We start from the raw sequence: 22,489 nt of genomic DNA, 5'->3' as shown, positions 1-22,489 counted from the left end.
GCTCAGGCCGCCTGGACCGGCACAGGACGACCGGCGAAGCGGATGCGGACGGACTCCCCCGCCTCCAGTCGTTCGGTCGCACCGTGCTGCACCGCGACCAGCGTGCCGTCCGGCAACTCGACGGTCGTGCGACGCACCGGGCCGAGGAAGCTGGACGTGAGCACGACCGCAGCGGACCCGACCGCGGGCTCCGTCGCGTCGGTGAACACGACGTCCTCAGGCCGCACGAGCGCGACGACGGCACCGTCACCCGGCTGCTCGCCGATCACCGGCAGCAGCTGCCCGAGCACTTCGACCCCGCCGGGCACGAGCTCCCCCGGGATCCGGTTGCTCAGGCCGATGAACTCCGCGACGAACGGCGAGGACGGCCGCGAGTAGAGCTCCTCCGGCGTCCCGATCTGCTCGATGACGCCGGCACGCATGACGGCGACCCGGTCGGCGACGGCGAGCGCCTCCTCCTGGTCGTGCGTGACGAAGAGGGTCGTGATCTGCAGCTCCGACTGGATGCGACGGATCTCGTCGCGCAATTGCACGCGCACCTTGGCGTCGAGCGCGCTGAGCGGCTCGTCGAGCAGGAGGACCCGAGGACGCGTGACCAACGCCCGGGCCAGGGCGACGCGCTGCTGCTGTCCGCCCGAGAGCTGATGGGCGTACCGGGCGGCGAGGTGGCCGAGGCCGACGAGGTCGAGACTCTCGGTGGCGCGCGTGCGTCGTTCGGCCGCGGGCACCTTCCGCATGCGGAGGCCGAACTCGACGTTCTCGAGCACGGTGAGGTGCGGGAACAGCGAGTACGACTGGAACACCATGCCGAGGTCGCGCCGGTTGGTGGGCACGGACACGACGTCGACGCCGTCGATGAGCACGCTCCCCGAGGTGATGTCCTCGAGTCCCGCCAGGCTGCGGAGCGCGGTCGTCTTCCCGCACCCCGACGGCCCCAGCAGCGCGACGAACTCGCCGGGCGCGAGGTCGAGGCTCACGCCGTCGAGGGCGCGGGCACCCGAGCCGTAGTCCTTCACGACGCGATCGAACCGCACCGCTGCGCCGGCCGGGCGTCCGTCTCCGGGCGCCGCTGCGGGTGCCGACTGGTCGATGGTGGTCATGGTGTCTCCCTGATGCGTCGGATCGATCCGACGCGGCCGATGATGAACAGCAGGACGAAGGCGAAGGCGAGCGCCAGGAGCGCGAAGGCCACCGCGACGAAGGGGTCGCTCTTCGACACCTGCACGAGCGAGGTCTGCAGCGTGTTGCGTCCGAGGAGCGAGGCGATCGTGTACTCACCGAGGACGACGGCGACCGAGATGACCGACGCCGTCAGCACGCCGCGGCGCAGATTGGGCAGCAGGACGCGGACGAGGACGGTCCCCCAGCCGGCGCCGAGCGTGCGCGCGGCCTCGGCGAGGGTGCCGACGTCGACCGACTGCAGGTTCGCGGCGATCGCCCGGTAGGCGTAGGGCAGTACGGTGATCCCGTACGCGAACGCGAGCGTCCACGGCGCACTGCCGAGCAGCCTGGCCACGACGGAGTAGACCGGTGCGAGTCCGACGACGAGCACGATGGCCGGGACGGTGATCGGGATGATGCAGACGAACTCGAGGACGCGCTGCAGCCTCGGGAAGCGGAGCTTGACGACGATCATGGCCGGCAACAGGAGCACCACGACGATCAATACGGTCACCGCGGCGAGCACGACGGAGTTGCCGATGCCCTGGAAGAGCACCCGGTACTTCCGCGAGTTCTCCGGGTCGAGGATCGCGGCCCAGTGGCCGAGGTCGTGGCCGCCGTCGATCCCGGCGCGCAGGGTGAACTCGACCATCGACAGGATCGGGACGGCGAACACCACCGCGACGACGACGAGGATGATCCGGCTGGTGAGCTTCGATGGCGTGGCCGAGTCGCGGACGGCGCTCATCGCTGCCACCGTTCCGTCCGCGCCTGCAGGGCGGAGTAGGCCGTCATCATGACGACCATCACGACGATCATCCCGATCGCGAGCGAACCGGCGAGGTTCTCCCGGCCGAGGACGGTCTCGCTGATGAGCGCGCCGCGGATCTGCAGCGGCACGATCTGCGCGCCCTGGCTGATGAGCGCGGCGGCGGTCGCATAGCTCGAGAACGCGTTCGCGAACAGCAGCAGGAGCGACCCGAGGAAGGAGGGCGCGAGGATCGGCATCGCGATGCGGGTCCAATAGGTGAAGCGCGTGCCGCCGAGGGTCGCGTTCGCCTCGGACCAGGTCCGCTTCAACCCCTCCATCGCGGGCATGAAGGTGATGACCATGAGCGGCACCTGGAAGTACAGGTACGGCAGCAGGAGGCCTGGGACCTGGTAGAGCCAGACGCCGTCGGCGAAGAGGTCGACCCCGAGGCGGTCCTTGAGGAACACGGTCACGAGGCCCTGGATGCCGATGGTCGCGATGAAGGCGAAGGCGAGCATGACGCCGCCGAACTGGGCGAGGACGCTCGAGGCCGCATCGACGACGGTGCGGATGAGCCCGTCGGGTCGGACCGCGAGGAGCGCGTAGCAGACGAGGGCTCCGATGACGGCTCCGGCGACCGCGGTGACGGCGGAGACCCAGAAGGAGCTGGCGAAGGCCCCGAGGACCGCCGGTTCGGCGAGCGCCGTGAGGTTGTCGAGCGTGAACGCGCCGTCGCCGTCGAAGAAGCCGGTGGCGAGGGCGAGGAACGTCGGGACCGCGAGGAAGAGCAGGGTGTACAGGGCGAACGGCGTCAGGCCGAGGAGCGCCCAGCGCGGACGGCGGCGGGGGCGCGCCGCGGCGGGTTCGGCCGAGGCGTCCGAGGCGTCGGTCGGCGGGAGCGAGACGGCGGGGCCGGCGTGTGCCGACCCCGCCTCACTCCGCCGGGTGGCGGAGGCACTCATCAGGAGATCGCTGCCGCCCACTTCTCGGCGAGCAGCGAGGTGGCCTGCTCGGTCTGCTCGGGCGTGAACTGCACGAGGTCGGCGGGCATCTCGCCTACGGCGTCGAGGGCCTGCTGATCGACGGTGTCGGCCTCGACCATCGCGGCGAGGGTCGACGGGTACGCGCCGGCCGCGAGGTACAGGTTCTGCGCCTCAGGGCTGAAGATGAACTCCTGCCAGAGTCGCGCGGCCGCGGGGTGCGGGGCGTCCACGTTGATGGCCTGGTTGTAGTAGCTGCCGACGGCCGAGCCCGGGAGGACGGTGGTCTTCCAGTTGCGTTGGCCCTCGTTCTCGGTCGCCGCGGCGAGGTTGTTGTAGCTCCAGTCGATCACGACGGGGGTCTCACCCGAGGCGATGGTCGCGGGGGTCGGGTCGAGGGGCAGGAAGTTGCCGGCCTGGTTGAGCTTCTGGAAGAAGTCGACGCCGGGCTGGATGTCGTCGGCCGAACCACCGGACTGGAGGGCGGCGAGGTAGACGCCGGCTGCGGCGGCACCGGCCTGGGTCGGGTCGCCATTCAGCGCGACCTTGCCCGCGAACTCGGAGCCGAGGAGGTCGTCGAGCGACTTCGGAGCGGGGACGGCGTCCGCGTCGTAGCCGATGGAGACGAGGCCGGTGTAGTCGTAGACCCACAGCCCGGTCTTCTCCTTCGAGCCCTCGGGGATGTCGTCCCAGTTGGCGACCTGGTACGGCGCGAACTGGTCGAGGTTGTCGAGTGCGACGGCGGAGCCGAGGTCGAAGACGTCGGGAGCGGTGTCCTGACCCTGCTGGTTCTTCGCGGCCGTGATCTCCTCGGCGCTCGAGACGTCGGGGTCTGCCGAGTTGACCGTGATGTCGTACTTGTCCTCGAACGCGGAGATGATCTTCCCGTAGTTCGCCCAGGTGTCGGGGAGGGCGATGACGTTCAGCTGGCCCTCGGCCTTCGCCGCCTCGACGAGCGCGTCCATCCCGCCGAAGTCCTCGGCGGAGGTCGCCTTCGTGGCGTCGACGTCGGAGCCGGCTCCGGTGTCCGCTCCGGCGGAGCATGCGGTGAGCGCGGTCGCTGCGAGCGCGACGAGGGCGAGGGCGGTCATACGCCTGGTGTTCACGGTTCCTCCAGTGACGTCGGCGGCCGCCCGTGCTGTCGGGCCGTCGGATACCGCGTCCGTCGTCTGGAGGACAAGCTAGGGTCGCGACGTAGCGCGATCGGGGCCTGCCGGTGTCGCACAGGTGAACAGTGCCCGTCGCCATCGCCCAGGCCCACCTCTGGTCCCTGAGCCTGTCGAAGGGCAGGTGCGGCGGCACCAGGAGGACCGCCCTTCGACAGGCTCAGGGACCGGGCGAGGGGGCTCAGGGACCGGGCGAGGGGGATCCGGGACCGCGTCAGCCGCGGAGCGCGACGGGGCCGGGGCTCCTGGCGAGGCGCTCCTCGAGGCCGGCCCGGACCTCGGGCCACTCCTCGGCGATCACGGAGAACAGCGCGGTAGTCCGCCAGGTGCCGTCGGCCCGCTGCTTGTCGCGGCGGATGAGCCCCTCGAACGTGGCCCCGAGACGCAGGATGGCGGTGCGCGAGCGCTCGTTGCGTTCGTCGGCCTGGATCTTCACCCGGCCGAAGCCCGCGTCGAAGGCGAGACCGAGGAGCAGCAGCTTCGTCTCGGCGTTGACGGCGGTGCCCCAGACGCGCGGGTCGTAGGCCGTCCAGCCGAGGTGGGCGGCCTCCCCCGGCTCGTCGAAGTCGCCGAGCGTGGAGGTGCCGACGAGGAGTCCGTCGTGCTCGCCGCCGACGAGCCGGATGACGTAGGTGTTGCGTACGCCGGTCGTGAAGTAGCCGTCGGCGAAGGCGTCGAACTCGGCCTGCGTCGTCGGCAAGCCCTCGGGTCCGCCCCCGTAGCCGCCGGCGAAGACCTCCGGGTGCGCGATCGCCGTGAACAGCTCCGGATAGTGCGCGCGGTCCAGCGGTTCGAGGCGGATGGTCCGGCCGTCGATGGGACGGGGCTCAGGGCGTCGTGCAGTCACCGTTCCACCGTATCCGGTGGCGGGCGTCGCGCGAGGACCAGTCTCGCGGTCAGGCGAGGATGAGGCAGGTCGGCGAACCGGCGTCGAGCGTCCCGAGGAGCGTCGTCGGGACCCCCGTGCGCTCGTCGAGCCGGAAGCTCGCGATGGAGTTCGACAGCTGGTTCGCGACGTGCAGGAAGCGACCCGACTCCCGGTGGTGGCGCGGCATCGTCCCGCCGCACTCGACGTCGGCCACGGCCTCGACCCGCGAACCGTCGCCGGTGACGCGCAAGGTGGCGATGCGGTCGCTCCCGCGGACGCCGACGTGCAGCTGCTCCCGCGAGGCGGCGAGGCTGATCTCGGCACCCGTGTCCCCCTCGGACACGCCCTCCGAGGTGGCGACGGTCGCCGCGAGGATGTGCCAGTGCCCGTCGGTGCCGTCGACACCGAGCGTGAAGGCCTCGACCGAGTACTCGGTGATGACGTGGAGGTGCCCGCTCGGGTGGACGACGAGGTGTCGCGGACCCGTGCCGCGCGGGAACACGACGGTGTGGTCGAGCACCAACCGCGACCCACGGAGCTGCCAGATGCGGACCGTGTCGTGGCCGAGATCGGTGGTCGCGATGCGGCCGTCCGGGAGGAGCGCCGAGGCATGCGCGCGCGACGGTCGGGACGGCAGCGCCTCGCCGACAGCTGCCTCCAGCGCGAGGAGCGTGAGCGCGTCCTCACCCGCGTCCGCGGACTCCGCAGCAAGCGCGGTGGGCGACGCCCACGGGTCGACCGACGCCTCGCCGAGACGCGGGTCGCCGGCGAACGCCGCGTTCTCCGCGAGCGGGACGGTCACGACCCGACCGTCGCCGTAGCAACTCGCGATGAGGACGTCGGCACCGGGGACCGTCGCGACGTGACACACCGAGTCACCGGCTTCGATGGGCTTGCCGAACGGCGCGAGCCCGAACTCACCGGAGCGTTTGAACGCTTCGACGGCCCCGGTCGACTCGCTCGCCGCGTAGACGATCGGGAGCGTCGGGTGCAGGGTGAGGAAGGACGGCGACTGGGCCTCCGACGACTGCACGAGGCGGAGGGTGCCCGCCTCGTCCTGACGCAGCAGGCTGATGCCGGCACCGGTGCCGTCGGCCTCCGAGGTGTAGGAACCGAGCAGGAGGTAGGGGTTGTCGTCGCTCACCCCCACAGTCTCCCACCTGCGCCGCCTCGCACCGGCGCCCGGTCAGGAGGTGCGGCGGGCACGGACGCCGGCCGCGTACTCCTTCGGGGTCATGCCGATCGCCTCACGCACGATCCGGATGAGCGTCGCGCGGGTGATCCCGAGCGCGTTCGCGAGGGTGACGAGCGAGAGGTCGGGATCGTCGTCGAGGGTCGCCAGGGCGCGCCGGACCCGCGGGTCGAGCGCGCCGGCGTCACGCGCGGCACGCACCATCGGTCGTGGCCTGGCCGCACCGGTCGTGAGTTCCTCGACCGGTGGCAGCCCGGGCAGGGACGGCTGACTGGATTCGTCCACCATGGTGCGTTCGACGCCCGTCGTTCGCTGTTCGGATCAGTCGACGAGGTCGTGACGCACGACGATCGCGTCGCGGCCGGGACCCACACCGATCGCGGAGATGCGCGAACCGCTCATCGCCTCGAGCGCCAGCACGTAGTCCTGCGCGTTCTTCGGGAGGTCCTCGAAGCGGCGGACACCGGTGATGTCCTCCTGCCAGCCGGGGAACTCCTCGTAGACCGGGACGGCGTGGTGGAAGTCGGTCTGCGAGACCGGCACCTCGTCGACCCGGACGCCGTCGACCTCGTAGGCCACGCACACCGGGATGGTGGCGAGGTCGTCGAGGATGTCGAGCTTCGTCAGGACGAAGTCGGTGACACCGTTGATGCGCGCCGCGTACCGGGCGATCGGGGCGTCGTACCAGCCGACGCGACGCGGACGGCCGGTCGTCGTGCCGAACTCGAAGCCCTTCGAGCGGAGGTAGTCGCCGGACTCGTCGAACAGCTCGGTCGGGAACGGGCCGGCGCCGACGCGGGTCGTGTAGGCCTTGACGATGCCGATGACGCGGTCGAGGCGGTTCGGGGCGACACCGGAGCCGGTGGCCGCACCACCCGAGGTCGCGTTGGAGGAGGTGACGAAGGGGTAGGTGCCGTGGTCGACGTCGAGCATCGTGGCCTGGCCGCCCTCGAAGAGGACGATCTTGCCGTCGTCGAGCGCCTCGTTCAGCACGAGCGCGGTGTCGGCCACCATCGGGCGGAGTCGCTCGGCGTAGGCGAGGAGGTCGGCCACGATCTCGTCGACCGTGATCGCGCGGCGGTTGAAGACCTTGACCAGCAGGTGGTTCTTCTGGTCGAGGGCGCCCTCGACCTTCTGACGCAGGATGTTCTCGTCGAAGAGGTCCTGGATGCGGATGCCGACGCGGTTGATCTTGTCGGCGTAGGCCGGGCCGATGCCACGGCCGGTGGTGCCGATCTGGCGCTTGCCGAGGAAGCGCTCCGTCACCTTGTCGATGGTGCGGTGGTACTGGGTGATGACGTGCGCGTTGGCGCTCACGAGGAGGCGCGAGACGTCGATGCCGCGGGCCTGGAGCGCCTCGAGCTCGTGGAACAGCACCTCGATGTCGATGACGACGCCGTTGGAGATGACGGGGACGACGCCGTTCGTCAGGATGCCGGACGGCAGGAGGTGGAGCGCGTACTTCTCGTCACCGATGACGACCGTGTGCCCCGCGTTGTTGCCGCCGTTGAACTTCACGACGTAGTCGATGCGGTCACCGAGCAGGTCGGTGGCCTTCCCCTTGCCTTCGTCGCCCCACTGGGCGCCGACGATCACGATTGCTGGCATCTGGATGCCGCCCCTTCCGGATTCTCGTGTGCCCGGCGGATCCGCTGAGGAACCACGCCCTGACAGGCCGGACGCCCACCCTCTGCGGGCGGGCGTCTCGTGCACGCACCCCTCCATCGTACCGGAGGAGGGTCACGGGCACCGAGTCCTCGGCTGCGCTCGATACCATGAGGGGATGTTCAGGCCTCGGGCGGCCGTCCTGCCTGCCGATCGCCCTCGACGACCGTCCTCTCGACCGACCGAACGGAACCCATGACCTCCCTGCCGCGCCTCGTCGCCTTCGACCTCGACGACACCCTCGCCCCGTCGAAGTCCGCGCTCGACCCTCGCATGGCCGAACTCTTCGTCGCGCTCCTCGAACGCACCTCGGTGTGCATCATCTCGGGCGGCCAGATCGCGCAGTTCCAGAACCAGGTGCTCGACCGGCTCGGAGCCGCGTCACCCGAGGCCCTCGGCCGACTGCACCTCATGCCCACCTGCGGCACGCGATACGACCGCTTCGACGGCGCCGAGTGGGTCACCGTCTACAAGCACGACCTCACCGACGACCAGAAGGCACGCGCGATGGGCGCGCTCGAGACCGAGGCCAAGCGACTCGGCCTCTGGGCCGACGAGACCTGGGGTCCGATCCTCGAGGACCGCGGCTCGCAGATCACCTTCTCCGCCCTCGGACAGGCCGCGCCCGTCGCCGAGAAGACCGCCTGGGACCCCGACGGCGCGAAGAAGGAGTCGCTGCGCGCCGCCGTGCAGGCGCAGCTCCCCGACCTCGAGGTCCGCTCCGGCGGCTCGACCTCCGTCGACATCACCATGGCGGGTGTCGACAAGGCGTTCGGCATGACGCGACTCGCCGAGCACACGGGCATCCCGTTGGCGGAGATGGTCTTCGTCGGCGACCGTCTCGACGAGGGCGGCAACGACTACCCGGTGCTCGCGCTCGGGGTGCCGTCGGTGGCCGTGCACGGCTGGCAGGACACGGCGGCGTACCTGGAGTCGCTCGGCCTGTAGGGCGTCGGTCCCTGAGCCGCGCCCCGGTCCCTGAGCCTGTCGAAGGGCTAGTCGGAGCCGAGGATGACGATCGCGGAGGTCGGCGGGGCCGCCGCCGCGACGAGGTACTCGATCTCCTCGGACGCCGTGGGGTCGGCCTCACGCAGGAAGGTGTCGAGACGCTCGACCTCTTCGGTCTCGCCGATCGCCTTCGCGGAGCGGCGGAGCGCGTAGAGCGAGCGCAGCACCCCGCGGTTCGGCGCGTGCGACCACGGGATCGGGCCCTGACCGCGCCAGCCGGCGGCACGGAGCGAGTCCAGGCCGCGGTGGTACCCGACCCGTGCGGCCGCGTAGCCGGGGATCGGCGACTGGGGGTCGTGGACCGCGTCGGCGAGGAGTGCCCAGCCGAGCGAGGAGCGAGGATGGGCCGCGAGGAGGTCCGCCAGCGCTTCGATCGAACCGACGGCCGCGTGGAACTCGGCATCGGTGGCGCTGTCGTCCGGCAGCAGTGTCGGAGGGGTTGCCATCAGATTCTCACCGGTCATCGTTCAACCATAGCTCCGTTCCCGGGGCCTGGCGTGGGAGGAAGCTGGCAGCCCTCGCTGAGAGCTCGCCGCATCCGTCGACGTCGATATTGCACACCGCTGTGCAAGATAGTACGATCGCTGTCATGACCACCACCCAAGCGCCTGCGAGCGGGTCGCGCGCCCCTCGTCGCGACGCCGCCGAGAACCGCGTCGCGCTGCTCGAAGCCGCCCGCTTGGCGCTCCGCAGCGACCCCGACGCCAGCCTCGAGACCATCGCGGCGGCCGCCGGCCTCACCCGCCGTTCGGTGTACGGACACTTCGCCACACGCGACGAGCTCGTGAACGCCGTCGTCGTGGCGGGGGCCGAGCGCGTCGCCTCGTCGATCACCGCCGTCCGCGGCGACGACCCGCTCACCACCATCGCGCTCATCGGCGACGTCCTCTGGGCCCAGGTGGACCACGTCCGCATCATGGCGCCGCTCGCCGTCCGCGGGCCGCTGCGCACCGTCACGGCAGCAGCCCTCGAACCCGTTCGGACCCTCCTCCTCCGCACCGTCGAGGCCGGTGTCGCGGACGGTTCCATCCGCCCCGACATCGACGCCGGCGTGCTCGCCCGACTCGTCGAGAGCACGGCCGTCGGGGTGCTCGAAGAGGCGACCCGATCCGGCCTCTCGACGAGCGCCGGCCGCCGCCTCGTCATGCTCGCGACCCTCGGGGCGGTCGGTCTGTCGTGGCAGGACGCCACGGCGGTCGCCGACCGCGCCGACACCGAACACGCAGACACCCGCCGCCACACCACCCGCACCGGTACGAACGAGGAGTCCTCCCATGCGCGTTGAACTCGACGGCGTCTCCAAGGGCAAGGGCGGCATCGTCCTCGAGCCGACCTCCCTCTCCTTCCGGACGGGCGAGGCGACCTTCGCTCGCGCAGAGACCGAGCAGCGGCCGACCGTCCTCGGCCTCATCGCCTCCGGCCGGATGAAGCCCGACACCGGGACCGTCCTCGTCGACGGAGCGACCGACCGCAAGACGATGCGCCGCGTGATCGCCCTGATCGACGCCCCCGACGTCTCCGAACCGGCCAGCGGCGTCGCGGTCTCCGGCGTCGTCGCCGAGGAGCTCATGTTCGCCGGCCGGGCGAGCCACCCCTTCGCCGTCGCGCGGTTCCTCGAGTCGCTCGACCTCGCGCACCTCGCGAAGCAGCCGATCTCGACCGTCGCGCCGACCGACCGCGTGCGGCTCCTCACCGAGCTCGCGGTCCTCCGGGAGGACGTCACCGCGCTCGTCCTCGTCTCCCCCGACCGCCACGGCGGCGACCCGCTCGAGTGGTGGAACCTCGCCCGCAAGCTCGCCGCCCGCGGGTACGGCGTCCTCGTGATCGCCGGCGACGCCTCGGCGACCGCCATCAACGCCACCGCCGACGCCCCGGTGTCCGAGAACGCCACGGACGAACTCGTCCCCCTCTTCCAGCAGGACTGGTCGTGACGCACACCGTGCACCACGACCGTCCAGCCCTCCCCTCATCCCGCACCACCCGTCCCCAGAAGGACCTCCTGTGAAGATCTTCGCGATGATCCGCGCCGAACTGTCCCGTCTGTGGGCCACGCCCATGTCCCGGCTCGCCCTCGTCGCCCTCATGTGCGTCCCGCTGCTCTACGGTGGCCTGTACCTCTGGGCGAACCAGGACCCGTACGCCAAGCTCGACCAGGTGCCCGTGGCGCTCGTCGTCGAGGACACCGGTGCGCCGGCGACCGACGACACGACCGGCGACGCGACCGGCGGGACGGAGAACTACGGCGACGACATCGCCGACCAGCTCATCGAGGACGGCTCGTTCGCCTGGCACGAGGTCAGCGCGGCCGACGCCGCACGGGGCGTGAACGACGGGACCTTCGACTTCAGCGTCACGATCCCCGCCGACTTCTCGACCTCCCTCACCTCCGCGTCGGGCGACGCCCCGCAGCAGGCGACGGTCCAGCTCACGACGAACGACGCCAACAGCTACCTGGCGACGACGATCGGCGAGCAGGCCGTCAAGCAGATCAAGGCGACCATCGTGCAGACGGTGAACCGCCAGGCAGCCGGCCGGTTCCTCATCGCGCTCGACACGATCAAGACGAAGCTCGTCGACGCAACCTCGGGCGCGACGCAGTTGGCCGACGGCGCACAGCAGGCCTTCGACGGCGCCGGGACCGCCCAGGCCGGCGCGGCGACCCTCGCGTCCGGCACCGCGCAGATCGCCTCGGGGACGGCCAGCCTGCCCGCCCAGACCGACCAGCTGGCCTCGGGTGCCGAGCAGGTGGCGTCCGGGACGTCGACCCTCGCCGGCAAGGGCGACGAGGTCGGAGCAGCCGCCCAGCGGCTCGTCGACTCGATCCCCACGGCCCGCGCGCAGATCTCGCAGACCCTCGCGGCGAACGGCTTCACCCCCGAGCAGATCGCCCAGGTGCTGGCGCTGCTCGATCCGGTGGCCGCCGACGCGACGACGGCGAACGAACGCGTCCAGACCGTCGTGTCGCAGGTCGACCAGTTGAACAGCGGCGCCCAGCAGGTCGCGGGAGGTGCCCGGACGCTGAGTGACGCCATGCCCGCGCTCGCCTCGGGGACGCAGCAGGCCGCCGACGGTGCCGCATCGCTGCAGACCGGACTCACGAGCCTGCAGACGGGCCTCGGCACCCTCCGTGACGGCATCGTCACCCTCCGCGACGGTCTGCAGTCCGGCGCGGACGCCATCCCCGCGACCACGGCGGACTCCCGCGAACTCCAGGCCAAGACGATCGCCGATCCGGTCAAGCTGACCAACTCCTCCGTGACGAGCGCGGGCACCTACGGCGCAGGACTCGCCCCGTTCTTCGTCAGCCTCGCCGCCTGGATCGGCATCTACGCGCTCTTCCTCATCGTCAAGCCGGTCTCGCGGCGCGCCATCACCGCGCTCCACAGCCCCATCAAGGTGACCGTCGCCGGTTGGCTCACGCCGGGCCTCCTCGGGACGATCCAGATGGTCGCGCTGTTCGGGATCCTCGCCGGCGCCCTGCACTTCGAGGTCCACAACCCGCTCGCGACCTACGGGATGATGGCGCTCGCTTCCCTCACCTTCGCGGCGATCATCCTGACGCTCAACGTGTGGTTCGGCAGCGTTGGGCAGTTCCTCGGCCTCGTGCTCATGGTCGCCCAGCTCGTCACCGCCGGCGGGACGTTCCCGTGGCAGACACTCCCGGCGCCGCTCGCGGCCCTGCATCACGTGCTCCCGATGTCCTACGCCGTCGACGGCATGCGCCAGTTGATGTACGGCGGACGGATGGACGCCGCACTGCAGGACGCCGGGGTCCTGCTCGCCTGGCTGGCGATCGCGCTGAGCCTCTCGGCGATCGGCGTGACGCGGATGACGCACGCACGGACGCTCCGCGACCTCCGGCCGAGCCTCATCGGCTAGGCACCGGTCGAGCGCGCAGGCGCCCGCGCAGGAGCGTCGTCCTCGGGTCGGACGACGCTCCGGCGCGTGTGGTCCGCCTGCTGCGTGCGACGCCCATTCGGGTCGGGCATCGTTCGACGTCGGCGTCTGAGCGCCGCGTCGATCCGGGTTCGGGTCCGCCCGACAGCGTTGCACTCCCTTGAGTGATCGACCGGAGGCGCGATCATGACGCGGAACACGGCAGATTCTCCGAAACCGCGTCGAACCGTCCGAAGGGGGCGTGGGCGCCGGCAGTGGAGGCCGACCGCCGCACCCCGGAAACACCGGAGGCCGCCGGGAGTGGGGGGACTCCCGGCGGCCACCGGTGCGACGGAACTGGCGCGTTCCGTCTGGAGCAGCTGAGCGACGTGGTTCGGGCCACGGCGACCAGCTGCGGGTACAGCGCGCTGATCAGCTGGAGAGCAGCGACGCCTCCTCGCGCTGTTCGGCGAGCATCCGACGACGAGTCGCGAACGCGGCTCCGGCCCCCCAGATGAGGAGCGAGGCGAACAACGCGCCGGCCGGAGCGATGAGCTCGCTCGAGCCGGTCTGCGTCGCACTGATCGAGCTCGACGCCTCGTCGACCCGGGCGTCGGCCTGAGCCGGCGCGGCGACGCCGACGATGAGGGCGACCGCGAGGGCTGCGGGGACGGCGAGCGCGGCGATGCCACGGACCTTGGACGGGTGGGTTCCTCGTTCGGGCGAGGCTCCCAGGGCAGAACGGTGCGTCATCTTCGATTCATCCTTCGGGTGACCGCCGATTCGCACCGCACGGATTCGGGTCCGTGCGGTGGCCCTCGGTGGCTTCGGGTGCCGGAGGGATTCGGGTTCAGCGGTGGAGTGTTGCTCCGCTAGACAGTATGCCGGGCGGTGTCGGCACTTTGGGGGACCGCGGGGTCAATTGAGGGAATCTTGAGGTGTTCCTGAGGTAGGCGCAGCGCTGCCGTTGGAAACCACCCGCGGACGGGGGCCAACCCCGATCAGGAGGCGTCGAAGGAGACGTGCTGCATCACCCAGGCGTGCATCGCGACGGCTGCCGCCGCGGAGGCGTTGATCGATCTCGTCGACCCGAACTGGGTGATCTCGAGCACCGCATCGGCTGCGGCGAGCGCCTCCGGCGAGAGCCCCGGCCCCTCCTGTCCGAAGAGGAGGAGGCACCGCTCGGGCAGCCGGAACGTCTCGATCGGGACCGAGCCCGGCACGTTGTCGATCGCGATGATGGGCAGCTCGGTCGCCGACGCCCAGGCGACGAGCGCCGCGACGTCCGCATGGTGCTCGACGTGCTGGTAGCGGTCGGTCACCATGGCTCCGCGCTTGTTCCATCGACGGCGTCCGACGATGTGGACGGTGTCCGCGGCGAACGCGTTGGCGGTGCGCACGATCGACCCGATGTTCATGTCGTGCTGCCAGTTCTCGATGGCGACGTGGAACGGATGGCGGTGGTCGTCGATGTCGGCGACGATGGCCTCCATCGACCAGTACCGGTAGCGGTCGACGACGTTGCGGGTGTCGCCGTCGCGCAGCAGCGCGGGGTCGTACCAGGGGTCGTCCGGCCACTCCCCTTGCCACGGACCGACGCCGGCCATCGGGCTCTCGGCCTGATCGGGACCGGCGACCGGGTCGTCCGGGTGGAGCGGGGTCTCTGGCACCAGCCAACCCTACCCGCGCCGTGCCACACTGGAGGTCCGGGCCCGACGCCGCGCCACCCCCGCGGCGCAGCGCTCGCGCAGCCCGCACGGAGCACCTGGAGGAACGCATGTCACGACGCGACGAGGTCGAATGCTGGCTCACCGACATGGACGGCGTGCTCGTCCATGAGAACCACGCCCTCCCGGGTGCCGCCGCGCTCCTGCAGCAGTGGCAGGACCAGCGGACGCCCTTCCTGGTGCTCACCAACAACTCGATCTTCACCCCGCGCGACCTGAGCGCCCGACTGCGTGCCTCCGGCCTGGACGTACCCGAGGAGTTCATCTGGACCTCCGCACTCGCGACGGCCGCCTTCCTGGCCGAGCAGGAGCCGGGCGGCTCGGCGTTCGTCATCGGGGAGGCCGGCATCACCACGGCCATCCACGAGGCCGGCTTCACCATGACGGAGACGAACCCCGACTACGTGGTCGTCGGCGAGACCCGCAACTACTCGTTCGAGGCCATCACCAAGGCGATCCGACTCATCGCCGGCGGCGCCCGCTTCATCGTGACCAACCCGGACGCGACCGGACCGAGCAAGGACGGCCCGCTCCCGGCCACCGGTGCCATCGCCGCCCTCATCACGAAGGCGACCGGCATGGAGTCCTACGTCGTCGGCAAGCCGAACCCGATGATGTTCCGGTCGGCGCTCAACAAGATCGGCGCGCACTCGGAGAACACCGGCATGATCGGCGACCGCATGGACACCGACATCGTCGCGGGCATCGAGGCGGGTCTCCACACGATCCTCGTGCTCACGGGCATCAGCGACGAGGCCGAGATCAACCGCTACCCGTTCCGTCCGAACGAGATCCTGAGCGGCGTGATCGACCTCGTGAAGACGGAGCCCGTCGAGGTCGAGATCTAGGCCCCCCGCCACCACCAGCACACCCGATCCACCCCCACCCAGCCACGCACCGAGGACTTCCATGCGCGCCGTCGTCTACGACCAGTTCACCGCCGAGCCCGAGGTCCGCGACGTGCCGGATCCGGTGCCGTCCGACGCCGGAGTCGTGGTGCGTGTGGAGACCACTGGTCTCTGCCGGAGCGATGCGCACGGGTGGCTCGGGCACGACGACGGCATCGCCCTCCCCCACGTGCCCGGCCACGAACTCGTCGGACGCATCCACGCCGTCGGCCCCGCCGTGGAGCGGTTCCGTGTGGGCGACCGGGTGACGGTGCCCTTCGTGTGCGCGTGCGGACGCTGTGCCCAGTGCCTCGCCGGGAACGGGCAGGTCTGCCCGAACCAGACGCAGCCGGGCTTCACCCACTGGGGCTCCTACGCGGAGCTCGTCGCCCTGCACGACGCCGACGTCAACCTCATCCCGGTGCCCGAGTCCCTCGACGCCGGCGCGGCCGCCCTGCTCGGCTGCCGGTTCGCGACGGCCTTCCGTGGGCTCGTCCACCGCGCCGGACTCCGCAGCGGTGAGCGCCTGCTCGTCGTCGGCTGCGGCGGCGTGGGGCTGAGCGCGGCCATGATCGGCGTCGCGCTCGGTGCCGAGGTCATCGCCGTCGACATCGACGCCTCGGCCCTGGCGCGTGCGGCGTCGATCGGCGTCACGCACACGATCGACTCGAGCGGGCTGGATGAGGCAGCCGTCCTCGCGCGCATCGTCGACGCCGCACCGGCGGGCGTGCAGGTGTCGGTCGAAGCCCTCGGGCGGGAGTCCACGATGCGCCTCAGCCTTCTGGCGCTGGCGCCCATGGGCCGTCAGGTGCAGATCGGGCTGTTCTCGGGCGAGCCGACCCTGCCGCTGCCGCGCATCATCTCGCAGGAGCTGTCGCTCCACGGCAGCCACGGCATGCCGGCGTCCGATTACGCGGAGCTGCTCGACCTCGTCGCGAGCGGTGCGCTGCGCCCGCAGGACCTCATCGAACACCGCATCGGCCTCGACGAGGCACCGGCAGCACTCGTCGCCCTGGCGTCCGGCGACCGCTCGACGGGCGTGACCGTCATCGACGTCGCCTGACCCGCGACGGCGTCAGGTGCGTCGTCAGACGGTGTCCGGAGCTCCGGCCGTCGACCACCCTGCGGACACGCTCGGCATCGTGGCGTCTGCAGCCGCACCGGCCGCGTTCGCGGCACCGACGAGCGTCCCGAAGTAGAACGCGAGCAGGAGCAGGACCGCGGCACCCAGGCCGACGACCGCCCAGATCAGCGCTTTCGGGATGCCCTGATCCGCGTGCTCTCCGCGGTATTCGGGGAGGTCGCGCTCGGGAGCGGACTGCGTGGCCTGTGGGGGCAAGGTGGCTCCGACGATGCCCGCAGCCGCGGCCGGGGTCGTGAGCGCGCTCGCGCCGTCGAGTTCCGGGAACGCGACCGTCTCGCCGGGGAGCGCGGCCGGGGCCGTCTGCGGCACGTCCGCGACCGGTCCCTGCGAGGGGACGGCGGCGGCGTGTGCGCCGAAGACGGACACCGAGGCGGGCGTCAGGGGCGTGGGTGCGGTGTTCGAAGCGGCGTCGGTCTCGGCCACCGGGGCGGTGTGCGGAGCGCCGCCGTCCTCTCCGGCCACGTGGGCCCCGTTTCGTCGTGACCCGCCGGTGTCGCCGTCGGGGTCCCTGCCGTCGACATCGGTGCCATCGGCGGCGACGAGGCCCGGGATGGGGGCGAGCGGGAGATCGGGGTCGGCGACGGCGTCCGCCTGGAGCGACCAGCCGCCCTCGGCGGCGAAAGCGTCGGCGAGCGACCGTGCCGAGCCCGCCCCTGCCGCGGCGGCGTCTGGCTGGTCGGACGGCTCGGCAGCGGCGTCCGCGGCCGTGTCGTCGGCCTGCTCGGTGTCGGCGGGCGGTGTGGCAGCCGACGCACCGTCGGTCGCGGCGTCATCGGTCGAGGCGACCTCGACCGCATCCGTCTCGGGTCCGAGATCGAACAGCGACTCGAGCCGCAGCTCCTCGCTGACCGGCTCGGGCTCGCCGACCGGCTCAGGGTCGATCGAGCCGGGAGCGAGTGGGCCATCCGATGCAGCGGCATCCGCGGAGGGATCGGTCGCACCGTCGGCGACGGCCCCGTCCGGCACGAACGACGGAAGCGATGTGACGCCCGCCGCGGCGAGTGGGACGGCGTCGAACTCGACGATCTCCTCGTCGAACTCGTCGTCGAGCTCCTCCGGGTCGACCGCGAATGCCGGGCTCTCGGGAGCAGGAGTCTCGGTGACGGGGGTCGGTGCCGTCGCGGGCGCAGCGCCGCCGTCGAGGTCGGCCGAGGTCTCCGTGTCGTCGGTGTCGGCGGTGTCCTCGCCCGAGCCGAGTCCGGAAGCGGCACCGGCAGCGGTCGCGGCTCCTGCGGCGGCGAGGCCACCGGCCGCGACGGCTGCGTCGAACCCACCGAGCGACAGCGTCGGGAAGAGGTCGACCGTGTCGTTCGCGGCGGGGACGATCGGTGCGTCGTCCGTCGCGGAGCTGTCGGTCTCCGTCGCGTCGTCGGTCCAGCTGGCGAACTCGTCACCGGGTCCGTCGACGAGCGGACGGCCGAGCGTGACGGCGGCGAGGCCCGGAGCGAAGGGCTGGACGTCGCCAGCGATGAACGCGGCATCGGGCACCTCGCCCTCGAGTGCGAGCTCCGAGGGCGACTCCGCACTCACGGCTGACGACTCGGCGCCCTCCCACTCCACCGGCGGGACCGGGATGGGCTGGGTCGTGGGAGCCGCATGCACGAGCGGGTCGAGGGCGTCGTTCGGCGCGAGGTCCCACACGAATGGCGCGGTGCCGAAGGGGCTGACCGTGGGCTCGGGTTGCACGCCGTCGAGGGAGATGAGCTCCGTGATGGAACGCTCGGCCTTCGGGGTCGGCGGGCCGAAGGCCGGAGGGACGTCGGCGGTGTCCGTCGCGTCGTCGTCGACCGGCGCATCGTCACGGCCGGGCTCGGCATCGGCGACGGGGACGGGTGTCGGCGCCGGGTGAACGGCTGCTGCTGCGGCTGCGGCACCCGCCAGGGCCGAGAATCCCGGACCGCCGAGGCTGTCGAACGGCCGCGTCTCATCGAGCGGCTCGGCGTCGACGTCGGGGACCGTCTCGGGCCACGGGACGTCGGCTGGCGAGGTCGGCTCCGCTGCACTCACGGGCGACGCCGCCGCGACCGTGTCCCAGCGGAACGGTGCCGCGGGGGTGATCGGCTCGGAGGCGACGATGCCGTCGGACGCGGGCTCGGGCTCGGGCTCCGAGTCGGCGGTCGGCTGGACCGGCTCGCTCAGGGACGGAGGCGTCGCCTCGTCGGTGACGGTGGCGATGACGGACTCGTCCGCGGAGTCGAGCTGCTGGGGCGACTCGTCGACCGGCTCCGCCAGCGGTTCTTCGGCCGTCTGCTCCTCCGGTGCCGCCGGCGCGGCGCCGAACGTCGCACCGAACGGTTCCGTCAACCAGGCCAGCGGATCCGTGCGCGGTGCGGAGGCCTCGGCAGCCGCCGACTCGGCGGTCCAGGCGTCGTCGGCAGCTACTCCTTCGTCCGGGGCTTCGTCGAGTCCGGTGTCGGCGGGCGCCGAAGCATCGATCGTCGTGTCGCGGACCACGACGGTCTCGCCGCCGAGGACGTCGTCGCCGAACGTCTCGGATAGGCTCCAGGAGCCGTCCGGGAGATCGTCGTCCTGCACCTCGGTGTCGGGCGTCGGGGAGGCGGAGGGCACCTCGTGGTCCGCCGAAGTGGGCGTCGGCGCCACCGGCGGGGCGGTGGGTGGCAGCGGTGCGGCGGGCGTGCCGCCGACGGGCGTCGAGGTGGCGGTCGTCGCGCCGGTCTCCTCCGCTTCGACCTCGGCCCAGGCCGCCGGGTCGTCGGCTGCGAGTGCTCGGGCCGTGGGCAGGACGGCCGTCGAGACGTCCTCCGGGGCTGCTGGTGCGACGTCGGCGTCGTCGCTGCCGAGGCTCCAGGGCTCGTCGTCGACCGGGGGCAGCACGACCGGGTTCGTGGGCGCGGGCCGGAAGGTGCCGGCGGGCGCGTGCTGGAGGACGGAGTCGGTGTCGACCGTCAGCTCGTTGCGGGCCGGCGGCACCGGCGACGCCGGGGCGGGAGTCGGCGGGACGACCGGGAGCTCGAGGGCGTTCGGGTGCCGGAGACCCTCCGACCGGACGGGAGCCTCCTCGGGTACCGGGTCGGCCGAGGCCGCAGGCGTGGCGGGGGCGGCGGGCTCCGCGCTGGGGACATCCGGCGTCGATGGTGCGGGGGCCGGTGTCGTGTCGTCGGCCGTGTTCGGCACCTGGCTCTGCCACCAGGCGAGGAGTTCGGTCTCGCTCGCGAACTCACCGGGGGCGGTGGCCGGGGTGGGCTCGGCTGCAGCGGGCGTCTGCTCGACGGGAGCGGGCAGCGACTCGACCGCAGTCGGCGTCGACTCAGCGGCCGTCGACTCAGCGGCCGTCGGAGTCGCGGGCATCGGAGCCGCCGGCGCATCCGGCACGGCGGGCGCGGACCACTGCGGCTCGGCCGGGACCGGCTCAGGCACCGGCGAAGCAGCGGCGTCGCCGATGACCGGGAGGACGCGCGTCCGGTCGTCGTCGTCAGCGGGCACCGGAGCGACGGCTGCCGACGGCTGCTCGTCGCCCGCGTCGGCGTCGGGCTGCGTCTCGATCGCCTCGGTGTCGTCCGCATCGAGCTGCGAGAGCAGCCAGTCGGTTCCATCCGCGGGTTCGTCCGGCAGCCCGGCCCCGCCGCGTCCGGTTCCGTCGCCGGACATCAGACGAGTCCCAGGTCTTCCAGGCCAATCGCGGCCAGGTACTGGTAGCCCGCGGCCTCGATGATTTCGCGGGCGCCGGTCGCGCGGTCGACGACGACGGCGACGGCGACCACCTCGGCCCCGACCTTCTCGAGCGCCTCGGCAGCCTTGAGCGGTGACCCACCGGTGGTCGAGGTGTCCTCGAGCACGATCACGCGCTTGCCCTGGAGGTCGGGGCCCTCGACCTGCTTGCCGCGGCCGTGGTCCTTCGGCTCCTTGCGGACGACGAACGCGTCGTAGGAGAGTCCGCGCGCGGCACCCTGGTGCAGGATCGCGGCGGCCACCGGGTCGGCACCCATCGTGAGGCCACCGACCGCGAAGACGTCGGGGACGTCGGCGATGAGGTCGATCATGACCTGCCCGATGAGGGGCGCGACGCGGTGGTCGAGGCTCACCTTGCGGAGGTCGACGTAGTACGTCGCTTTCTTGCCGCTCGTCAGGGTGAAGTCACCGTGGAACACGGCTTCCGCCGAGATGTGGTCAATGAGCTGAGCTCGTGCGTCCGTCACGTCGACGAGTCTACAAGCTGTGACCCCCATCGCCGCAGTCGCCCGGATGGGGGCGTTCCGCATCCCCGACGCAGGAGAGCCCCGGCGTGTCGGGCACGACTCGCCGGGGCTCGGGGACGCCACACCGCCACGTCCTGCGTCGGGGCGGCTGCGTCCGGGGGTCAACGCGCGGTGCCGGAGCCGGGATCCTCGGGACGGTCGGCTGCGAGCAGCTCCGCCTCGGTCGCGCCGCCGTAGCCCTCGGTCTCCGGGTCGCCGTGCAGGCCGCCGGAGACGGCGTACTCCTCCTCCGGTGACATGACGAGCCGGTGGCGGCCCCAGACGGCGAAGGCGACCAGCATCACGACGTACACGACGACGATCGCGATGATCGCGGGGAGGAACGTCGGGTTGAGCAGGAAGCCGATGAAGATGAGCGCGGCGATGACTGCAGCGATGACCGCACCCGGCACCCCCCACGGGCTGCGGTAGGGCCGCTTGGCGTTCGGGAACTTCTTCCGCAGCAGCAGGAACGCGATCATCTGCATGAGGTACGCGAGCACCGCACCCCAGACCGCGATGTTCAGCACGATCGCCCCGGCGACGCCGCCTGATCCGCCGGCCGCGTCGACGATGAGCAACGCGATGAACCCGATGATCGCCCCGGCCACGAGGGCCACCCACGGCGTCTGCCGCTTGCCGGTGAGGGAGAGGAACCGCGGGTAGTACCCGGCGCGGGACAGCGAGTACATGTTGCGACCGTAGGCGAACATGATGCCCTGCAGCGAGGCGAGGAGCCCGATGAGGGCGAAGAGGGCGAGGACCGCCGCGGCACCGTCACCGACGATGGCTCGGAAGCCGTCGAGCAGGGGCTCGCCGGCCGTTCCGGTCGCCTCCGCACCGATGACGCCCGTGTTGAGGAAGAGGACGAGGAGGCCGGTCACGATGAGCGTGCCACGAGCCCAGAACCCGGCCTTCGGGATGTCGCGCACCGGGTTGTGGGACTCCTCCGCAGCGAGCGGCAGCTCCTCGATGCCGAGGAAGAACCACATCGCAAAAGGCAGGGCGAACAGGATCGGGAGGACACCGTGCGGCAGGAACTCGGTCTGGCCCGCGTCCGGGGCGATGTCGAACAGGTTGGCCCAGGCGAACTGGCCGGAGAAGATCGCCATCGCGGAGAAGACGAGCAGGATGCCGATGGAGATGATCGAGACGACGATGGCGAAGCGGAAGGAGATGCTGGCCCCGGCGGAGTTGAGCGCGATGAACGCGACGTACAGGATCGCCCACCACACGGGCGACGGCATGGAGAACCCGAGCAGCTCGCTCGTGATGGCGTCGGCGTAGGAGGCTGAGAAGTACACGATCACGGCCGTGGTCGCGACGTACTCGATGGTCTCCGCGAGGCCGGTCACGAACCCACCGAGCGGTCCCATCGCCGCTCTCGCGAAGGAGTAGGCCCCACCGGTGTGCGGCATCGCCGCGGCCATCTCCCCGATCGAGAAGATCATGCCGTAGTACATCGCGACGAGGATGACGAAGGCGATGAGCATGCCGCCGAACCCGGCGAAGTCGATACCGAAGTTCCAGCCGGAGAAGTCGCCGGAGATGACCGCCGCGACGGCGAGGCCCCAGAGGCCCCACACCCCGGCGGACCGCTTCAGGCTGCGTTTCTCGAAGTACCCCTCGCCGGCCGCGGTGTAGGTCACCCCGGAGATCTTGCGCGTGTCGTCAGCCATCGATGCGTCCTGTCGCTCGGGTTGCGCGCTCGTCGGGCTCGCACAACGTCCTCAGATTCGGTTGGCCCGACTCTAGGACCTGCAATGGTCGCGTGTACATACCTTTGTGAGGAAATCCGTCTCACGAATGCCTCGATCCACTGGAGGTGCTGTGATGTAATGGTCGAGTTCGCGACCTTTCAGTTCTCC

20 protein-coding genes are annotated in these 22,489 nt (G+C 71.4%); 6 read left to right on the top strand and 14 right to left on the bottom strand.

The window, feature by feature from the left end:
* Positions 1 to 2: 2 nt before the first annotated feature.
* From QRN19_RS01195 to QRN19_RS01160, 8 genes are all read right to left on the bottom strand, one after another.
* Positions 3 to 1,100, bottom strand: coding sequence for an ABC transporter ATP-binding protein (locus QRN19_RS01195; RefSeq protein ID WP_285024707.1), 1,098 nt, complete (start codon positions 1,098 to 1,100; stop codon positions 3 to 5).
* On the bottom strand, positions 1,097 to 1,909 hold the full coding sequence (locus tag QRN19_RS01190) for an ABC transporter permease (RefSeq protein ID WP_285024706.1): 813 nt from the start codon (positions 1,907 to 1,909) through the stop codon (positions 1,097 to 1,099). The genes QRN19_RS01195 and QRN19_RS01190 overlap by 4 nt, the downstream gene beginning before the upstream one ends.
* Positions 1,906 to 2,874 carry an ABC transporter permease gene (locus QRN19_RS01185; protein WP_285024704.1) on the bottom strand — a complete coding sequence of 323 codons (969 nt, stop codon included), beginning with the start codon at positions 2,872 to 2,874 and terminating at the stop codon, positions 1,906 to 1,908. Before QRN19_RS01185 ends, QRN19_RS01190 begins: the two co-directional genes overlap by 4 nt.
* Positions 2,874 to 3,983 (bottom strand): ABC transporter substrate-binding protein, encoded by a 1,110-nt coding sequence (locus QRN19_RS01180; protein ID WP_285025252.1) that lies wholly within the window; start codon positions 3,981 to 3,983, stop codon positions 2,874 to 2,876. Before QRN19_RS01180 ends, QRN19_RS01185 begins: the two co-directional genes overlap by 1 nt.
* A 289-nt stretch (positions 3,984 to 4,272) precedes the next feature.
* A complete protein-coding gene (locus QRN19_RS01175; protein ID WP_285024703.1) occupies positions 4,273 to 4,905 on the bottom strand; it encodes a GNAT family N-acetyltransferase in 633 nt (210 codons plus the stop codon).
* A 49-nt stretch (positions 4,906 to 4,954) separates the two neighbouring features.
* Positions 4,955 to 6,070, bottom strand: coding sequence for a lactonase family protein (locus QRN19_RS01170; protein ID WP_285024702.1), 1,116 nt, complete (start codon positions 6,068 to 6,070; stop codon positions 4,955 to 4,957).
* A gap of 42 nt (positions 6,071 to 6,112) precedes the next feature.
* Positions 6,113 to 6,406: a winged helix-turn-helix transcriptional regulator gene (locus tag QRN19_RS01165; RefSeq protein WP_285024701.1), complete on the bottom strand. Its 294-nt coding sequence runs from the start codon at positions 6,404 to 6,406 to the stop codon at positions 6,113 to 6,115.
* A gap of 33 nt (positions 6,407 to 6,439) precedes the next feature.
* Complete coding sequence (locus QRN19_RS01160; protein WP_285024699.1) at positions 6,440 to 7,726, bottom strand: adenylosuccinate synthase; 1,287 nt, start codon at positions 7,724 to 7,726, stop codon at positions 6,440 to 6,442.
* Positions 7,727 to 7,978: 252 nt separating this feature from the next.
* Between QRN19_RS01160 and QRN19_RS01155 the strand changes: the two genes are divergently transcribed.
* Positions 7,979 to 8,731 (top strand): HAD-IIB family hydrolase, encoded by a 753-nt coding sequence (locus tag QRN19_RS01155; protein ID WP_285024698.1) that lies wholly within the window; start codon positions 7,979 to 7,981, stop codon positions 8,729 to 8,731.
* A 47-nt stretch (positions 8,732 to 8,778) separates the two neighbouring features.
* Here QRN19_RS01155 and QRN19_RS01150 read toward each other — a convergent pair whose 3' ends face one another.
* Positions 8,779 to 9,255, bottom strand: coding sequence for a DUF3151 domain-containing protein (locus QRN19_RS01150; protein WP_064295552.1), 477 nt, complete (start codon positions 9,253 to 9,255; stop codon positions 8,779 to 8,781).
* A 125-nt stretch (positions 9,256 to 9,380) separates the two neighbouring features.
* Between QRN19_RS01150 and QRN19_RS01145 the strand changes: the two genes are divergently transcribed.
* From QRN19_RS01145 to QRN19_RS01135, 3 genes are all read left to right on the top strand, one after another.
* Entirely contained in the window at positions 9,381 to 10,076 is a 696-nt protein-coding gene (locus QRN19_RS01145; RefSeq protein WP_285024696.1) for a TetR/AcrR family transcriptional regulator, read from the top strand.
* On the top strand, positions 10,066 to 10,722 hold the full coding sequence (locus QRN19_RS01140; RefSeq protein ID WP_064295550.1) for an ATP-binding cassette domain-containing protein: 657 nt from the start codon (positions 10,066 to 10,068) through the stop codon (positions 10,720 to 10,722). Before QRN19_RS01145 ends, QRN19_RS01140 begins: the two co-directional genes overlap by 11 nt.
* Before the next feature lie 70 nt (positions 10,723 to 10,792).
* A complete protein-coding gene (locus QRN19_RS01135; protein ID WP_285024695.1) occupies positions 10,793 to 12,670 on the top strand; it encodes a YhgE/Pip family protein in 1,878 nt (625 codons plus the stop codon).
* Between the two features lie 429 nt (positions 12,671 to 13,099).
* Here the strand turns inward: QRN19_RS01135 and QRN19_RS01130 are convergent, their stop codons facing one another.
* On the bottom strand, positions 13,100 to 13,420 hold the full coding sequence (locus QRN19_RS01130) for a hypothetical protein (RefSeq protein WP_192018811.1): 321 nt from the start codon (positions 13,418 to 13,420) through the stop codon (positions 13,100 to 13,102).
* A 248-nt stretch (positions 13,421 to 13,668) separates the two neighbouring features.
* Positions 13,669 to 14,274, bottom strand: a complete 606-nt coding sequence (locus QRN19_RS01125; RefSeq protein ID WP_285025251.1) for a TrmH family RNA methyltransferase — start codon at positions 14,272 to 14,274, stop codon at positions 13,669 to 13,671.
* Positions 14,275 to 14,444: 170 nt separating this feature from the next.
* Between QRN19_RS01125 and QRN19_RS01120 the strand changes: the two genes are divergently transcribed.
* Positions 14,445 to 15,242, top strand: a complete 798-nt coding sequence (locus QRN19_RS01120; RefSeq protein WP_285024694.1) for an HAD-IIA family hydrolase — start codon at positions 14,445 to 14,447, stop codon at positions 15,240 to 15,242.
* Positions 15,243 to 15,303: 61 nt separating this feature from the next.
* Positions 15,304 to 16,344, top strand: a complete 1,041-nt coding sequence (locus tag QRN19_RS01115; RefSeq protein WP_285024692.1) for a zinc-dependent alcohol dehydrogenase family protein — start codon at positions 15,304 to 15,306, stop codon at positions 16,342 to 16,344.
* 24 nt (positions 16,345 to 16,368) lie between these two features.
* Here QRN19_RS01115 and QRN19_RS01110 read toward each other — a convergent pair whose 3' ends face one another.
* The 3 genes from QRN19_RS01110 to QRN19_RS01100 all read right to left on the bottom strand — a co-directional run bounded on the left by QRN19_RS01110 (position 16,369) and on the right by QRN19_RS01100 (position 22,300).
* Positions 16,369 to 20,034 carry a hypothetical protein gene (locus QRN19_RS01110; protein WP_285024690.1) on the bottom strand — a complete coding sequence of 1,222 codons (3,666 nt, stop codon included), beginning with the start codon at positions 20,032 to 20,034 and terminating at the stop codon, positions 16,369 to 16,371.
* A complete protein-coding gene (pyrE, locus tag QRN19_RS01105) occupies positions 20,034 to 20,582 on the bottom strand; it encodes an orotate phosphoribosyltransferase (RefSeq protein ID WP_285024688.1) in 549 nt (182 codons plus the stop codon). Before pyrE ends, QRN19_RS01110 begins: the two co-directional genes overlap by 1 nt.
* Positions 20,583 to 20,743: 161 nt before the next feature.
* Positions 20,744 to 22,300, bottom strand: a complete 1,557-nt coding sequence (locus QRN19_RS01100) for an amino acid permease (RefSeq protein WP_285024687.1) — start codon at positions 22,298 to 22,300, stop codon at positions 20,744 to 20,746.
* Positions 22,301 to 22,489: the final 189 nt, after the last annotated feature.

Source organism: Plantibacter sp. ME-Dv--P-122b, from assembly GCF_030209375.1.
Classification (GTDB): Bacteria; Actinomycetota; Actinomycetes; order Actinomycetales; family Microbacteriaceae; genus Plantibacter.
This window is presented reverse-complemented; position numbering and strand designations above follow the sequence as displayed.

What these genes read in the sequence shown, in the direction of transcription:
- QRN19_RS01195 (WP_285024707.1), bottom strand. Translation starts at nt 1,100, where the DNA reads ATGACCACCATCGACCAGTCGGCACCCGCAGCGGCGCCCGGAGACGGA.
- QRN19_RS01190 (WP_285024706.1), bottom strand. Translation starts at nt 1,909, where the DNA reads ATGAGCGCCGTCCGCGACTCGGCCACGCCATCGAAGCTCACCAGCCGG.
- QRN19_RS01185 (WP_285024704.1), bottom strand. Translation starts at nt 2,874, where the DNA reads ATGAGTGCCTCCGCCACCCGGCGGAGTGAGGCGGGGTCGGCACACGCC.
- QRN19_RS01180 (WP_285025252.1), bottom strand. Translation starts at nt 3,983, where the DNA reads ATGACCGCCCTCGCCCTCGTCGCGCTCGCAGCGACCGCGCTCACCGCA.
- QRN19_RS01165 (WP_285024701.1), bottom strand. Translation starts at nt 6,406, where the DNA reads ATGGTGGACGAATCCAGTCAGCCGTCCCTGCCCGGGCTGCCACCGGTC.
- QRN19_RS01160 (WP_285024699.1), bottom strand. Translation starts at nt 7,726, where the DNA reads ATGCCAGCAATCGTGATCGTCGGCGCCCAGTGGGGCGACGAAGGCAAG.
- QRN19_RS01155 (WP_285024698.1), top strand. Translation starts at nt 7,979, where the DNA reads ATGACCTCCCTGCCGCGCCTCGTCGCCTTCGACCTCGACGACACCCTC.
- QRN19_RS01150 (WP_064295552.1), bottom strand. Translation starts at nt 9,255, where the DNA reads ATGACCGGTGAGAATCTGATGGCAACCCCTCCGACACTGCTGCCGGAC.
- QRN19_RS01145 (WP_285024696.1), top strand. Translation starts at nt 9,381, where the DNA reads ATGACCACCACCCAAGCGCCTGCGAGCGGGTCGCGCGCCCCTCGTCGC.
- QRN19_RS01140 (WP_064295550.1), top strand. Translation starts at nt 10,066, where the DNA reads ATGCGCGTTGAACTCGACGGCGTCTCCAAGGGCAAGGGCGGCATCGTC.
- QRN19_RS01130 (WP_192018811.1), bottom strand. Translation starts at nt 13,420, where the DNA reads ATGACGCACCGTTCTGCCCTGGGAGCCTCGCCCGAACGAGGAACCCAC.
- QRN19_RS01125 (WP_285025251.1), bottom strand. Translation starts at nt 14,274, where the DNA reads ATGGCCGGCGTCGGTCCGTGGCAAGGGGAGTGGCCGGACGACCCCTGG.
- QRN19_RS01120 (WP_285024694.1), top strand. Translation starts at nt 14,445, where the DNA reads ATGTCACGACGCGACGAGGTCGAATGCTGGCTCACCGACATGGACGGC.
- QRN19_RS01115 (WP_285024692.1), top strand. Translation starts at nt 15,304, where the DNA reads ATGCGCGCCGTCGTCTACGACCAGTTCACCGCCGAGCCCGAGGTCCGC.
- QRN19_RS01110 (WP_285024690.1), bottom strand. Translation starts at nt 20,034, where the DNA reads ATGTCCGGCGACGGAACCGGACGCGGCGGGGCCGGGCTGCCGGACGAA.
- QRN19_RS01100 (WP_285024687.1), bottom strand. Translation starts at nt 22,300, where the DNA reads ATGGCTGACGACACGCGCAAGATCTCCGGGGTGACCTACACCGCGGCC.